Annotated in this window: 16 protein-coding genes; 8 read left to right on the plus strand and 8 right to left on the minus strand. The window is 54.1% G+C overall.

The genetic code is table 11. The features are described 5' to 3' along the window. The first annotated feature begins 340 nt into the window (after positions 1–340). The gene (locus BVU17_13700; GenBank protein AUG48527.1) at positions 341–589 is read left to right on the plus strand and encodes a PhiH1 repressor; all 249 of its coding nucleotides are present in this window, start codon (positions 341–343) and stop codon (positions 587–589) included. A gap of 7 nt (positions 590–596) precedes the next feature. On the opposite strand, the gene BVU17_13705 is transcribed toward BVU17_13700, so the two are convergent. The 4 genes from BVU17_13705 to BVU17_13720 form a co-directional block, all read right to left on the minus strand. Continuing rightward, positions 597–833 (minus strand): hypothetical protein, encoded by a 237-nt coding sequence (locus tag BVU17_13705; GenBank protein AUG48528.1) that lies wholly within the window; start codon positions 831–833, stop codon positions 597–599. A gap of 864 nt (positions 834–1,697) precedes the next feature. Then, a complete protein-coding gene (locus BVU17_13710) occupies positions 1,698–2,750 on the minus strand; it encodes an AAA family ATPase (protein ID AUG48529.1) in 1,053 nt (350 codons plus the stop codon). Positions 2,751–3,064: 314 nt separating this feature from the next. Then, positions 3,065–3,877 carry a hypothetical protein gene (locus BVU17_13715; protein AUG48530.1) on the minus strand — a complete coding sequence of 271 codons (813 nt, stop codon included), beginning with the start codon at positions 3,875–3,877 and terminating at the stop codon, positions 3,065–3,067. 2 nt (positions 3,878–3,879) lie between these two features. Next, positions 3,880–4,134 carry a transcriptional regulator gene (locus BVU17_13720; GenBank protein AUG48531.1) on the minus strand — a complete coding sequence of 85 codons (255 nt, stop codon included), beginning with the start codon at positions 4,132–4,134 and terminating at the stop codon, positions 3,880–3,882. Positions 4,135–4,248: 114 nt separating this feature from the next. Between BVU17_13720 and BVU17_13725 the strand changes: the two genes are divergently transcribed. After that, positions 4,249–5,607 carry a DNA (cytosine-5-)-methyltransferase gene (locus BVU17_13725; protein AUG48532.1) on the plus strand — a complete coding sequence of 453 codons (1,359 nt, stop codon included), beginning with the start codon at positions 4,249–4,251 and terminating at the stop codon, positions 5,605–5,607. Positions 5,608–5,614: 7 nt separating this feature from the next. On the opposite strand, the gene BVU17_13730 is transcribed toward BVU17_13725, so the two are convergent. The 4 genes from BVU17_13730 to BVU17_13745 all read right to left on the minus strand — a co-directional run bounded on the left by BVU17_13730 (position 5,615) and on the right by BVU17_13745 (position 8,166). Continuing rightward, on the minus strand, positions 5,615–6,319 hold the full coding sequence (locus BVU17_13730) for a hypothetical protein (protein ID AUG48533.1): 705 nt from the start codon (positions 6,317–6,319) through the stop codon (positions 5,615–5,617). Beyond that, positions 6,316–7,389, minus strand: coding sequence for a hypothetical protein (locus BVU17_13735; protein AUG48534.1), 1,074 nt, complete (start codon positions 7,387–7,389; stop codon positions 6,316–6,318). The genes BVU17_13730 and BVU17_13735 overlap by 4 nt, the downstream gene beginning before the upstream one ends. A 113-nt stretch (positions 7,390–7,502) precedes the next feature. Beyond that, entirely contained in the window at positions 7,503–7,760 is a 258-nt protein-coding gene (locus BVU17_13740; GenBank protein AUG48535.1) for a hypothetical protein, read from the minus strand. A gap of 223 nt (positions 7,761–7,983) precedes the next feature. Next, the gene (locus BVU17_13745; protein AUG48536.1) at positions 7,984–8,166 is read right to left on the minus strand and encodes a hypothetical protein; all 183 of its coding nucleotides are present in this window, start codon (positions 8,164–8,166) and stop codon (positions 7,984–7,986) included. Between the two features lie 122 nt (positions 8,167–8,288). Between BVU17_13745 and BVU17_13750 the strand changes: the two genes are divergently transcribed. The 6 genes from BVU17_13750 to BVU17_13775 are packed head-to-tail and all read left to right on the plus strand — an operon-like array spanning position 8,289 to position 13,264. Continuing rightward, the gene (locus BVU17_13750; protein AUG48537.1) at positions 8,289–8,720 is read left to right on the plus strand and encodes a hypothetical protein; all 432 of its coding nucleotides are present in this window, start codon (positions 8,289–8,291) and stop codon (positions 8,718–8,720) included. A 5-nt stretch (positions 8,721–8,725) separates the two neighbouring features. After that, positions 8,726–8,956 (plus strand): hypothetical protein, encoded by a 231-nt coding sequence (locus BVU17_13755; GenBank protein ID AUG48538.1) that lies wholly within the window; start codon positions 8,726–8,728, stop codon positions 8,954–8,956. Continuing rightward, the gene (locus BVU17_13760) at positions 8,953–10,746 is read left to right on the plus strand and encodes a hypothetical protein (protein AUG48539.1); all 1,794 of its coding nucleotides are present in this window, start codon (positions 8,953–8,955) and stop codon (positions 10,744–10,746) included. Before BVU17_13755 ends, BVU17_13760 begins: the two co-directional genes overlap by 4 nt. Before the next feature lie 7 nt (positions 10,747–10,753). Next, complete coding sequence (locus BVU17_13765; protein AUG48540.1) at positions 10,754–11,305, plus strand: hypothetical protein; 552 nt, start codon at positions 10,754–10,756, stop codon at positions 11,303–11,305. After that, the gene (locus BVU17_13770) at positions 11,302–12,096 is read left to right on the plus strand and encodes a hypothetical protein (protein AUG48541.1); all 795 of its coding nucleotides are present in this window, start codon (positions 11,302–11,304) and stop codon (positions 12,094–12,096) included. Before BVU17_13765 ends, BVU17_13770 begins: the two co-directional genes overlap by 4 nt. Continuing rightward, entirely contained in the window at positions 12,089–13,264 is a 1,176-nt protein-coding gene (locus BVU17_13775; protein ID AUG48542.1) for a hypothetical protein, read from the plus strand. Before BVU17_13770 ends, BVU17_13775 begins: the two co-directional genes overlap by 8 nt. Positions 13,265–13,284 lie beyond the last annotated feature (20 nt).

Genomic DNA, 13,284 nt, shown 5'->3' on the forward strand with positions numbered 1-13,284 from the left:
CGGGACGTACCGGTCTCCGCAGGTTGGTCGACTGGCTATACCGCTGCTCGTTGGGCTACTTTCAATAGCCCGCTTGCTCTCGTACTTCATGGGTCGTCTAAGCCTCAAACGGGAAACGACCCACCCGGCGTGTGCCAGCACGCCGGACCTTTCTGGTCCGATGGGCGGGTCACTTCACCTGTATAACGCCTCTACTGAAATACTTTTCTGTGAATTGCACAGATTAATCTGTGCTACTACGCTGAGATACAAGTGATTGCAAATAGATGTCTAATGCACCGATACACCTATGAGTTCCACAGCCACACCGCTTGATGTGCCTAGGCAGCGTGCTGATTGGATGACTCAGACTGACGAAGCCATTCTGGAAACGATTCGAGATGAAGGGAACATGACTCCCCAAGCTCTCGATGATACTTTCGACATAGCCGCTGCCAACTACGCCCGTGATCGACTCTCTGAGCTTACCCAGTACGGGCTGGTCGAGAAGATCGGGCGCGGTCTCTACCGACTGACCGATGACGGGCGTGCATTCCTCAACGAGGAACTCGACGCCAGCGAACTCGATCCCGTCGAAGACGCCGACTGACATTCTCTTAGACCCTCGCGAGTCGTGCCGTCACGTCACCAGCCCACTCCGGCAATTCCAGATCGGCTAACTCGCCGTCGCGCCAGCTCGTCACGATCTCCGTGTCACCATCTCGGCTAAGGTCGACACGCCACTTCCGGCCGTCTTCTGCGGTGATGTCGAACCGTGCCCCACCATCCCCGAGGGCTTTGATGTGTTCAACGTTCACCTCTTCACCAGTGTAGACTTCGATTGTTCCTTCCATACACTGTGGGATGAGGGGAGAAAACGAGTTAAAAAGGTGCTATACTTCCGGGAGATGAATCAAGGTTTGTGTGGGTTTTAGGGTCTATTTTTGCTCAGGACAAACTTATAAAAGACTTTGCTGCAAGTCAGGATTCAACAATTTCAACCTCTGTACTCGCTCTTTTGATATGTTTCTTCACTTCTTTTTCATGTTCGGATCCAACAACTAACACACCGCGCTCATATTCATTCTCTTTCGCAGTTTGCATAGTGTTCATTGCAATCGCGTAGTTTCTGGGGGCGGCTGTTGAGGCTATGAAACTTACAAATAGTACTGCTACAAACATAACTAGAACAAATAGTGCACTATACACTCCTGAAGAAAAGTATACAAGAGTAACTAAAAGAATAATTAGCCAGTTGGAAAATGCCCAAGCTATCCGTGCTTCAGATATTAGTGGTGTCATGGGTCTATCTACTTTGACTTCAGCAACATCAGGTGCATCAGAGATACTTTGGACAAGCTCCTGATCCGAACCGAATGGAATTCTAAGTGCTTTCAAGCACAGCGACCACAATATCAAACAGCACAAGATCAGAGGGGCTGCAAGGAGGTTGTATTGTTTCTCCCGATCATTATCAGGCTCCGAGCTTGATTCTACGAGAACAACTTGAGGCTCCCCGTTCAGAGCCTGAGTTATTTCTTCTACTCTATCGGTTGAATCCCAGTGAATATGCTTACCTCCAGAGATGTACAAACGCATATTATATTCAGGAATGTATCTGAAGCCCTAATTTTACTTCCTATTGTACAAGAAGTCATATTCGAATACATTCAAAAGGTAAGTTCATCTGTTGGGTTACAGAAACAACAATAGCCGAATCAAATAACGTGGTTTAGCAGAATCTGGGCAACTACTTCTCGATCACAAACTCGATATACCCGGTGACGATTTTTCCCTTCCACCTCAATCAAATCGTACTCCACCAGTTTCGAGATCTTCGTCCGCCGAGCTCGTTCCGAAATCGGAGTCTGCTCACGTCCATGGTATGCCTGGTCGGCAATAGCGTCATACTGGTCATGCAGTTCCCCTGCTTCCAGCCCATCGCCCATACGGATCAGTTCGTACAGCAGTCGATGATGGAATGGCAGTGACTCCAGATTCAATTCGCGGATGTGTCGCTTCGCCCGCTCAAACGATTCGCTCACATCCTCGTCAGTGATTCGATCATGTTGCAACTCTTCAGCCCGAAGTGCGGCCTGTCGAAGTGCTTGTATCCCGTTCCGTGCAACACCAGCCACCTCATCAGCTATTACCTCTAACTGCTCACGAGTGACCGACTCCGACGGGAGCCCAAGGTTTGCCCGTGCTTCGAGAATGTCCGCCAGCTCGTCGACACTGTAGCGGTCCAGACCAAACTCTGCGAATGACAGCCGCCGCCGGAGTCTCCCGTCAAGTCGGGATAACCACTCATCTGGGTCGTGGCAGATAACGACGGAAGATAGGTTCTCGACATCTACCAGCCGGTCCAGTGCGTCCGTCGATGGGAGACCGTCAGCCTCGTCGAGGACGACGATCACCGGACTGGTGACGCGCTCTTGGAGCTGGATACAAAGATCCTCGCGAGGGACGTTCACCGATGGGTCGTTACCAGGGAGATCGTGGAGAACTGAGCGGACAACACCGGCAGTCGTTTTCCCGAGGCAGCGAACATGGGCCGTCTGAACGTCGGCGTGTCCAGTGAGCTTCTGTAGGGAGTGTCTGGTCAGCGCTGTCTTCCCTACGCCCGGTGGCCCGTGAATCAGTACGTCGTGGGCTGGGTCGCCGCCAAGTGCCGGTTCCCATGCGCGGGATAGATGGTCAACGGCGGCTTCTCGATGGAGGAGGCGACGCGGGAGGTGCTCATCATCGAAGACAGCAGGGTCGGCAATCATCCTGGGTGTGGGTGAGAACAGGCGGGGATATAAACTGGTGCGACACTTCCGAGAGCGTCACGGTTTCAGTCTAATATTTTTCTATTACTTTGTAGATATGAAAGATTAATTAATTATTTCAATCAGAATATCTTCATAAATGATCTATCTTAATGCTGTACTGCTACCTAGTGAGTGTTCTTTGAGATTACTTATTGAAACGAGTCGATTTACATCTTCTAGGGGTGGTCCGTCTTCTGACTGGAGTTCCGTTGGTCACAGCCTCGAATTCCTCACCTTTGGGCCCTCTGTAGGCTGTGATATCCGGCTATGATTTACTTCGGACTCTCTTTTGAGGAAGAGTCGTCCCCGCTCCTGTTTGAGTCGTAATAATCACAGGCGGAATTCACTGGACACGACTGACAATCTGGGTTCTTTGGGGTACAGACCATAGCCCCAAGATCCAGAATAGCGAGATTGAAACTCCGTGCTATATCCGGGTCATCTGGAGTAAGAGCTTCCAGTAGGGCATATACGTCATCACTCTTGTGTGGCTGTGATGGCATCTCGTAGCCTAAGATTCTTCCAATAACCCGTGCGAAGTTCGCATCAACGAGTGCCATGGGTTGTCCACGAGCAAATAGCTGGGTTGCTCTCGCCGAGTAGTCTCCGACCCTCCACGGCTTTTTCAACTCCTCCACAGAATCGGGTATTTCACCGTTGAATTCTTCGGTGAAGATTTTACCCACATCCGCCAGCGTCCGTGTTCTGTGGTTTACAAATCCAAGTGACCGTACCAAATCTTCAATTTCGCCCTCTGATGTACGAGCCAGTGCATCTGGGTCTGGGAACTTCTGGAGGACATCACTGTAGATCTTTTCGACGGCGTCTCCCCGTGTACGCTGAAGCAGGATTTCAGCGAGATACACTTCCCATGGATCGGTTGTTTCTCTCCAGGGATAGGATCTTCCGCAGTCTTCGAGCCAGTCCAACAGCTCAGGGATCGCCTCAATAAATCTCTGAATCCGTTTTTCCGGCTGATCCACATTTCCTTTGTTTGCTTGACTTACAGCCTGTTCAGAGTCAACCAGTGACTCAATCGTGTTTACACAGACACTGGTATTGCCGAACGGCAGTGAAGAATTCATTTCTATCGTTTCAGGTCTTCGATCAACCTGTCACCTTTTTCTGTCGCTGTCCATAGGCGTCCCTTCTTTTTTTCTGGAGTTATACACTCAGCGAGACCATGGCTGTCAAGATCAGATAAAACGTTACTGACGTGACTCAGGTAGTAACCAGTCATCTCCGAGAGTTCTTTCGGAGTTCGAGGTTTCTCCTCCATAGCGAGCAGAATATTCTCTCGATAGTCGCTTGCCTTCACCCACGAGTATTCTTCAACGTCCATTCAGTGGTGTGGATTGATGACAGTAATGTATTTAAGTTGGTTACAATATACACACAATATACATATGGTCCGGATAGGAACTTTAAACGATCACGACTGCATTGGTGCCTACAGATGAGCGAAGAACGGCTTACAGCTATCGACCTGTTCTGTGGAGCAGGTGGGCTTTCTCAGGGACTTCATGACGCGGGATTCGAGACACTCTGGGGTATCGATCACGAGGAAAAAACCAAGCCGACCTATGAAGCAAACCATAACTGTGAGATGACAGTTGGGGACATCCGTGAAGAAGAGCCTCCGGACCTCGGGCTTGAGGAAGGCGAACTTGATCTCGTGGCAGGTGGACCGCCCTGTCCAACATTCTCGCTAGTTGGAAGAAGCAAAATCAATTCTATCGATGGCAGGGACAACCAGAGCGACGATCGTCACCTCCTGTATGAAGATTTCCTTCGCTTCGTTGACCATTATCAGCCCAAAGCGTTCCTGATGGAGAACGTCGAGGGTATGCTCTCGGCAGAAAATGAAGATGGTAAGCCTGTCGTCGATACAATCAAGGAGCAGATGCGTGGAGAGCGGCAGGTTGCGGACCTCGATCTGGATCTGAATTACAGTGTTCGAGTACAGTTGCTGGATGCGGCAGACTACGGGGTCCCTCAGCACAGGAAACGTCTCTTTTTCATTGGTAACCGGATTGGTGCAGAGAATCCGGACATGACTGAGTGGGAAACCCATCGGGAGCCAAAGAACGAGGAAGAGAAGAAGATCAAATACAAGGAAGACCCAGCCGAGCGATCTGAGGAGGATCAATCTACACTACATGGGTTTGTGGATGAGGATGAGATTGAGGAGTTCCCTGCCTTTCGCAAGAACAAACAGAACAAGGACCCGTGGAATACGGTGGCTGATGGCATCCTCGATCTTCCTCCTGTTTCCCCCAGTGGAGATACACCCCCAACCAAGGCAGAAGAATACGAAATTGGACCTGTCTCAGAATTCCAGTACTGGGCACGCAACCTTGGTGAAGAGCAGGACTGGGAGGAACAGCCACTTCTAAATCACGAGTGCCGGGGACACAATATGCGCGACCTCACACTCTACAAGCTCCTCGGTGAGGGTACCTCGTACATCATCGGAGATATTCCGGAAGAGCACCAGCCGTACCGGACAGATATCTTCCCGGACAAACTGAAGAAACAGAATCCGAAAGAGCCTGCAACGACAATTGTTGCCCATCTGTATAAAGACGGACATATGTTCATTCACCCGAACGAGGCTCGATCGATCACGGTCCGGGAAGCTGCTCGACTTCAGTCCTTCAAGGACACTTTCGAGTTCCCGGTGTCGCGTACCCACGCATTCAAGCAAGTGGGCAACGCAGTGCCCCCACTACTGGCACAGGCACTTGCTACGGCTATTCGGGCGGAGATTTTTGACCGGCCTGTCTTGGAGCAGGAACCGCAGAAAGCAGACTGAAGAGTTCCTATACGATCCCTTCCCAGCGATTGTCGATATGGTCTATTAAAGATTCAATCGGATATGCAGTTCCAGATTCTCCAGCAGCTACTGTTGGTGAATATCCGAAATCAAACATCTCCACGATATCCTTCGATCCGACGTCGTCGTAGAAATCAACGGTAGCGAAACCCATGTGAATCTCTCGTTCGAAGTCTCCAGAAAAAGAATAGCCGTGAGTGGGACAGTTCGGGTCGGAGCATGAATGCGTCGCTACCTCAAAGAGGATTTTCCACATCCCACTCTGTGCCATTCTTTCTCGGAAGCTCGTCTTACAGGAAATAATGAAGATTGGCCCTCCGCTGGGATCATAGTAGACAATGTCTGAATCTGGTGAAAGAACGGTTTCATCTTCGCCGACAGTCGGTACTACGTCCGACAGTTCAGTTGACCCGAGTTCTTTGCTATGTAGTAGTTTCAGGTCATTTTCCTCGGCGATATCTACTGTAGCATACGAAACAAGTGCCTGAAAATACTTGCCTGCGGCATTCACTCGTGCTTGCGATACATCCTTCCCTTCTTTCCTCGCACGCTCTGTGACACCATCAACTGCGCTGTCCATTACAGTTTCAATATCCCTGAGGATTTCTCTGTTCGTCTTTTTTGCAATTGCCTCATCGAAGATATCCCAGTATTTGTACCTCTCAATTCGGGATTTAACATCTTGATTCATAGATCCGCAGACGCTCCAGTAAACTCGACTATATCTTCAATAAACTGATCTGCTGGACGGAGGGTGTAGGAGAGTTCTTCATCGTCCTGATACCGATTCCAGACGAAAGAGTCGCGAGGGACGTAGATCCTGCTCCCATCGTTGCTGATATCCTGCAATTTCTCTTTAGAGACGTCTGCCATAAGGAGGGAAACGAACCAGACTTCGTCAACTCCAATTTCGGCCTCCCGCGAAAGACTTTGCCGGAACCGTTCTCGTAGCGTTCGTTTACAGGAAAACCCGATATTACCTTCTGGTCCCTCAACCATGTTGTCAATCTCGAGATCCCCGAAATGGGCAGGGTCGCCTGTAGCAGGAATCCCGAACTGCTCGAAGATGTAGTGAAGACCGGTCTCGAGAACGTTCCCTGCGGTAGATGCTCGACTCTGGCCCGCACGTCGTTCGTACTCCTGAACAATGCCCGAAACGATCCTCGCTACTTCTTTCTCTTCTGTCTGTGGATCCGACTGAAGATCCGCTATCTTCTCATGAATATAATCAATGAGTGGTTCACGCTGTGCACCGAGCTGATAGGCCTCTCCCTCAAAATCAACGTTAAACAGGGCATCATAGGTTCTGGCAGGGTCCAGTGTTCCAGATTCCGTCTGGAGCGTCTCGTCGACTATCTCAACGATCTCGGACTTGCCGAAGCTCGGTGTAGTTTCCAGAATTTCACTGGTACGGACCACTGCATCAATCGCAATTCGGAACTCGCGGATGTCGTCCTCTGTGTCTATCCGCCGAAGGATCCGCTCAACAAGATCTTCGGTCTGGCGATATCGCTTTGAGATATCACCAGCATACGTCCTGTTGACCGAATCCGTGATGGTATCTCTTATTATGCGCTTCTGTCGGTCGATAGACGACTCACCGCTGAACCTTTCGTCTTCGAGTTCTTCTCCCAGCTGTGTTGAAAGCTGATTGAGTGTGACTTTTTCTTTTTTAGCGTAACTTCCGTAACTGGAAGCGATGAGATCTCGCGCAAACCAGTACACCTTGAACTCCGAAGGATCTCCGGAATAATCTGCCATCCATCATCGGCGAGGTGGGATAATCTAAAGAAAATAGATTACAACTTAACTACAATATACACACAGCTATCCACTCACGTCCCGCGAAAACTGTCTGTTCCGATCTGTAAGTGTTAGCGCCAGCTACTTTCTACACTCGTCCGATACCGCAGTCCGATCACACTCGTATTGAACTGCTGGATCGTCTCGGGATCCAGCTCCCCACGCGCGTCGTCAATGTTCTCCTCACTCTCGACCAGATGCGTCAGCGCCGCATCCAATACATCGGACATCGGCGGATCGTCGTGCTGATCGCTCGCGACAATCGCACTCGCCTTGTCCAGTAGCCGCTGCCGTTCGTCAGTGATCTTGAGACTGGTGCGTCGGGTCATTGTTTAAACGAGTGTATGTACCGGGGGTTGGTTTGCGTCGTTCTGGAGTGAGCGACAGGGTGGTTCTTCATAAACAGGGGCCGGGCCGTCGGCGTGATCGGGGCAACCTCCCAGCCCAACCATCCCGAGTCTATGCACCGTAGCCCACGGCCCACAGCCCACAGGTGCATACATCGAGGATTGGCGTTACATCTGAGTCTAACCCCGTGGGGTCGGGCTCGCATCATGGGCTGACCAACTCTAATCGGTAGTCGCCTTCGTCGTCCTGGTCAAGACTCTCGACCTTCGCCCAGTGGTTGCCCACCAGCTCGCCATCTTCGTCGACGACTCCGCGCTCGCGGAGATCGTCTATCGGTATCGAGACGGTCACACAGCCGCCTGCCGGAGAGAGTTTTCGCATCTCCATGCCACCGGCGGTGCAGTCCCGATACTAAAATTTACTGAGTCCCGGGAATACCGCGATTCGGTGCTTTCTAGCCAGCAGACTGCACGGCCGGAATACGGTCGTACTCACGGCCGGTGCAACCCATGTTCGGAAAGATAGACATCGAAGACGCCCTGGCCGGTGTGATTTTCACCGCCAGCGCGTTCGTCACCAACGGTATCGCCTCAATCAGCCTGCTCGGCTACGACCTCGCCGCCTCTGTGTTCACCGTCCAGAGCACGAGCATTGACCTCGCGTTTCTGCTGTCGCTCGCTGCTCTGGCGATGGCATATGCCACCAACCGCGTCAACGAGAGTCGCAACAAGAACTACCAGCTCGACACCGATCTCGTTGAGATCGCCAAGGGCTCGGCCACTGTCGAAACCTATCTCGCGCTCGGGACGCTCGTCATCGTTCTGTTCACCGGGCTGAACATCCTTGGCGCGCAGGATATCGTGGTCGGTTCGGCCGCTATCGGTCTTGTCGTCGTTGGCGTCGAGGCTGCCGGCTACTACGTCATCAGCTACCTGGGGTGAATCCGATGGACCGCATACTCAGCTATGGGCTTATGGGCGTCATCGGCATCTCTGGGTCCACAATTGCCGCGGCTGTCATCGGTTCCCCGCTCCCCGTCGTCAGTCCCGCCGTCGTTGCCGGCGGCGTGATCGCCGCGCACCACGCACAGCAGAAGGACACCGCCACCGGTGCTGACGATCAAGAGGTTCGTGCCAGCGTCGAGCAGGTCGAAACCGACGGGGGACGCGAGCAATGACCCGCGCTCGTTCGGTCCTGCTCGCCGCGCTCATCGTCTGTTCCGCCGTCGTGGGGGCCGTCGGTCCCGCACTGGCACAGACAGCCACCGACAGCGGACCAGTCACCTACGGGTACACCGGTTCCCCAACGACGCTGATTGTTGATACCAGCAATCTCGACGGTGGCACGGAGTTTACTGTCGAGTACACCACCCAGGGCGGCCCGTCCACTGGGACGACCGTCTTAGCCCGTGAGACGTACAACACCGCGAACCTCAAAGAAGACCAACTCCTGTTCTTCAACGACGGCGCGTATGAATCCGTGAACGTCACCGTGTCGGACTACTCCGGCGGCGAACCGACGTTCGACTCCAAGAGCGGGCTTCTCGGCGGTGTGAACCTCGTTCGGACCGTCGTCGGAACGACCGGCGGCGACTCTGATTTGACCTGCGACACGTCCGACAAAATCGGTAATGCACTCTCCGGCGTCGAGAATCTGGACTGTACGCCTCAACCGGGCACGACGACCGTCAACACGACGAATACGGACACTGCACAGGTCAAAACGGACATCTATCAGTCTGCCCTCAACAGCAATGCTAGCACTGACAACACGCTAACCGTCCTGAACAACGACCTGAAGGATGCTAAGACGCAAGCTCGCATTGAGGGCAAAAACGCCTATATCCGCGCACTGAACAACGGAAGCAGTAAGTCAGCCGCTAAGAATGCGGCTAAAGAGGCTGTAAGTGATTTCTACGCGACCCACCAGCGGAATCTGCTGGCTGAGTACACACTGACCGTCTCCCACTTCAAGTACCTGCGTAGTACTGCCCTCAACGAGAGCATAGACAGTAGCTACGTGGATACTGACGACCAGTCGCTATCAAGCACCGGAGACTACACTTACAACTGGAATCAACCGACAGACTCCGTAACTCTCACTGATGGCACGACTGAGGACTACACATACGTACAAATATCCAAGACCTACGGTCCGGGTGGCGACACCGAAACGTACGACCACTACATCACAAACACTGCGAAATCTGGTGCAACCCTCGGTATATCGGCTAAGTCGCTCGGAGTCCATGGATACAGTTCCGATACGTCATATGTTGCTGTCGTCCCCTTCGAGCGGTTCCAGTCTACGTGGACGACTATCGAGAATCAAGACCAGACTGTTCGGAATGAAATGGATACGCTGGCAGAGAACACGTATAGCGCCTATCAGGCTGGCGAAATCAACAATAGCGACCTCGTGGACCCGTACGTGCTGGCGTCCCAGCAGTCGCCGGGCGACGACTTCCAAGGCTGGGCCGCCGCACAGCTCACCCTGCTCGGCACGAACTCCCCAGAGAACTTCGACCAGATCGGGAGCTTCCAGATCACCACTGAATCCGGGACGCAGTACGAGGGCGTACTGTTCTCTCAAGAAAATCCAGCCAGCGGTCAGTTCGAGAACGGAACGACCTACAACACGTCCAATATCGGTGGCACGCAGTACGTCGTTACCTCGGATCGCATTGTCGAGCTGGATGGAGAGTTCACCATCGACAGTATCTCGACGCAGGACGGTCAGACTGTCCAGAACGTCACTATCCAGAAGACGACATACGAGACGACCAACGTCACCGAACTCAAGCAACAGTACGAGGATCTGGCATACAAGCGTGCACAGATCGAAGCTCGCGAGAAGGCCTTGAAACAGTCTGCTGGCGGTGGCTTCCTCGGCGGCGGCAGTGTTCCGCCAGTCGTTGCATTGGCCGTCATCGGCACGCTACTGGCTATCGTCGTTCTCCAGAACTAACCCACCCATGCGTTCCATTTTCTTTGTCGCGCTGCTCGTGGTCAGCCTTGGCTGCGTCAGCGCTCCGACCGTCGCACAGTCCGCGGGCAACCTCCCCGCCGAAACACCCGGCCCACAGCCCACAGCCAACGCTACTGATACCACGCGCATCGACGGACAGACCGAGATCGTCGGCTCGGAGTACCTACCCGAAGAGGGTATCGCCCGAATCACGCTCCGGTCGAGCGGAGTCCAGACCGTAACGATCTCCGACGCCGGCCACTTCCAGGAGGGCGGGAAGATTCCCGTCCGCACAGTCGCCCTGCGCTCGGATGATACCGCTACTGTCGAGATTCCCGTCACCGAGAAGGACGGCTACGTCGGTGTCGCCATTTCCACGGCGAACACGCCACTGTACGCCGAAATCGTCCAGCAGCCCTCCGGTGGCGGGCTCGACATCCTCCGCGCGCTCTCGTCATTGCAGGCGTGGCTCGCCGGGGCAACTGTCGCGTTCATCTGGATGATCGTAGCTGGCTACAACGTAATCCGCGGCGAGAACGGCCGTCCGGAGGTAGCATGAAGCCCGCACCGACTTTCCAGAACAACCGCGACCGGCTTGTCTACCTGCTTGCCGAGTACAAGCTACTCATCGGTGGGATGCTCGCCGGTGCGGCCGTGCTGTTCGCCTACTACCAGCCACAGCTGCCGACCCTGCCGACGTGGATTCCCGCCATCGCCGTCGGCTGGCTTGTGCTGGCGATCCCCTGCTATCTCGTCGGTGCGAAGATCGCCCGCTGGCTCCGTCGACGTAACTGGGTCGAAGTTCACCACGTCAACGCCGTCGAGGACACGACCGAGAAGTACTACGTCCCGCCCGAACTCTGGCGCGAGAAAGAGATCGACGGCCCGGACCCATATCCTGTCAACGGTGGCAGCGCGTGGGCTGTCCGCGAGTACGAGTATCTCGAAGACATCGGCCAGCTCCGCGTCAAGGGCGTCTGGCTCGAAGGCTGTCAGGACACCCAGCTAATGACCAGCAAGAAGCAGATGCAGGATATCCACGGCTGGCTCATCAACCGCGCCGAAGAACTCGCCGCAATCCGTGGTCGGTGGTCCCGTGGGTCCGTCGAGCTGCAAAAGAAGCTCGTCACCGCCGACGCCGAAGCCAACGAGCGCGGCCAGATGATTCAGAAGACAGCGGCCAAGGAGACCTTCGGTGACCTCATCGAAGACGGCGAGAATCCCGAAGACGCACCCACCATCCACGACCTCACCGACGCACCCGATCCCACAGCAGACGCCGCTGTGGGCTATGGGCAAGACGAACCGACCAGTGAGCAACCGCAGGACCCACGACTAAACGATGACTGACGACGGAAACGACCTCTACACGCCTGCACAGTTCCGCGAGTATCAGGACGGCTACGGCCAGCGCGATCCCGACGAGGTACACCAACACGCCGGAATCGTCCGTGATGAGAAACTATCGCGCTATCTCTCGATCCTCGAAACGCATTACGATCCACGCCACTGCGACCGGCCCGGAAAGATGCCGGGACAGGCTAAGGATCTCTCGCACGTTCGGGAAATCATCCGCATCGAAGGCACTGAAACAGCACGGCGGGCCATGGCGAACGGTGATATGCAATCGTTGAAGCACTTCACTGGAGACGCCGGCCAGCGGGCCGATATCTCCGGAATCAAAGCTATCGACCAGCTCCGGGCACAGATGACCGGCCCCGCTCCGATGTTCTACGAATGGGCCGAGCCCGGTACTGGCAAGTCGAACTTCGCCTGTCTGCTCGGACAGCTCTGGAAGGAACAACAGCCCTCAGACGCCCTGGTCGCATCGAACATCCGGACGCTCGAAGAAACCGATGAGTGGACCGACTCGGACGGAGATCGTCGTGATGGCTGGCTCGCCAACTACGGCGAGCTGAACGAGTGGCTCAAACAGGACGGTGACCCGATGCACAACGAGCAGGTCCCGAAACTGTTCATCTTCGACGAGGCCAGCAGTAACGCCGGCGGGAGTGGATCGGACGGATATGAAACGAAGACGAAGCTCGGACCGCTCACCTACAAGATCCGGAAGTACGGCGGTTCGCTCATCATCATCGGCCACGACGGTCGGGACGTCCATCCACTCGTTCGGGAACTCGGTGTGTGCGTCCACAAGGAGGGGCTGAAAGAAGCGACCTTCTACGAAGACGTGCGGAACCGGAAGGGCGTCAACCCGATTTTCTCCGTCTCGGGAATTCCCGAAACGGACTGGAGATATGATGACAAGGAACCAACTACGTGGTCGTGGTCGAGCGGCGAGGATGACGGCGACGAGGTGGACCCAGAAGACCTCTCTCGGAAGCTCGCGATTTACACTGTCATCACTGCTAAAGAGTCAGAACCGGACAGACCAAACCACGAAATTGCCGATTTCGTCCCGTACAGCGCCGAATGGGTCCGACAACGTTGGAACGAGTACCAAGACGATGGAAAGCACCGAAACGTGGTTGGCGAAGTGACGGAGCTAACCGCATGACAGCGACGGAATTCGAGCAA

This window comes from Haloarcula taiwanensis (genome assembly GCA_002844335.1).
Classification (GTDB): Archaea; Halobacteriota; Halobacteria; order Halobacteriales; family Haloarculaceae; genus Haloarcula; species Haloarcula taiwanensis.

What these genes read in the sequence shown, in the direction of transcription:
- BVU17_13775 (AUG48542.1), top strand. Translation starts at nt 12,089, where the DNA reads ATGACTGACGACGGAAACGACCTCTACACGCCTGCACAGTTCCGCGAG.
- BVU17_13745 (AUG48536.1), bottom strand. Translation starts at nt 8,166, where the DNA reads ATGGAGATGCGAAAACTCTCTCCGGCAGGCGGCTGTGTGACCGTCTCG.
- BVU17_13740 (AUG48535.1), bottom strand. Translation starts at nt 7,760, where the DNA reads ATGACCCGACGCACCAGTCTCAAGATCACTGACGAACGGCAGCGGCTA.
- BVU17_13710 (AUG48529.1), bottom strand. Translation starts at nt 2,750, where the DNA reads ATGATTGCCGACCCTGCTGTCTTCGATGATGAGCACCTCCCGCGTCGC.
- BVU17_13755 (AUG48538.1), top strand. Translation starts at nt 8,726, where the DNA reads ATGGACCGCATACTCAGCTATGGGCTTATGGGCGTCATCGGCATCTCT.
- BVU17_13760 (AUG48539.1), top strand. Translation starts at nt 8,953, where the DNA reads ATGACCCGCGCTCGTTCGGTCCTGCTCGCCGCGCTCATCGTCTGTTCC.
- BVU17_13770 (AUG48541.1), top strand. Translation starts at nt 11,302, where the DNA reads ATGAAGCCCGCACCGACTTTCCAGAACAACCGCGACCGGCTTGTCTAC.
- BVU17_13715 (AUG48530.1), bottom strand. Translation starts at nt 3,877, where the DNA reads ATGAATTCTTCACTGCCGTTCGGCAATACCAGTGTCTGTGTAAACACG.
- BVU17_13765 (AUG48540.1), top strand. Translation starts at nt 10,754, where the DNA reads ATGCGTTCCATTTTCTTTGTCGCGCTGCTCGTGGTCAGCCTTGGCTGC.
- BVU17_13750 (AUG48537.1), top strand. Translation starts at nt 8,289, where the DNA reads ATGTTCGGAAAGATAGACATCGAAGACGCCCTGGCCGGTGTGATTTTC.
- BVU17_13735 (AUG48534.1), bottom strand. Translation starts at nt 7,389, where the DNA reads ATGGCAGATTATTCCGGAGATCCTTCGGAGTTCAAGGTGTACTGGTTT.
- BVU17_13700 (AUG48527.1), top strand. Translation starts at nt 341, where the DNA reads ATGACTCAGACTGACGAAGCCATTCTGGAAACGATTCGAGATGAAGGG.
- BVU17_13705 (AUG48528.1), bottom strand. Translation starts at nt 833, where the DNA reads ATGGAAGGAACAATCGAAGTCTACACTGGTGAAGAGGTGAACGTTGAA.
- BVU17_13725 (AUG48532.1), top strand. Translation starts at nt 4,249, where the DNA reads ATGAGCGAAGAACGGCTTACAGCTATCGACCTGTTCTGTGGAGCAGGT.
- BVU17_13730 (AUG48533.1), bottom strand. Translation starts at nt 6,319, where the DNA reads ATGAATCAAGATGTTAAATCCCGAATTGAGAGGTACAAATACTGGGAT.
- BVU17_13720 (AUG48531.1), bottom strand. Translation starts at nt 4,134, where the DNA reads ATGGACGTTGAAGAATACTCGTGGGTGAAGGCAAGCGACTATCGAGAG.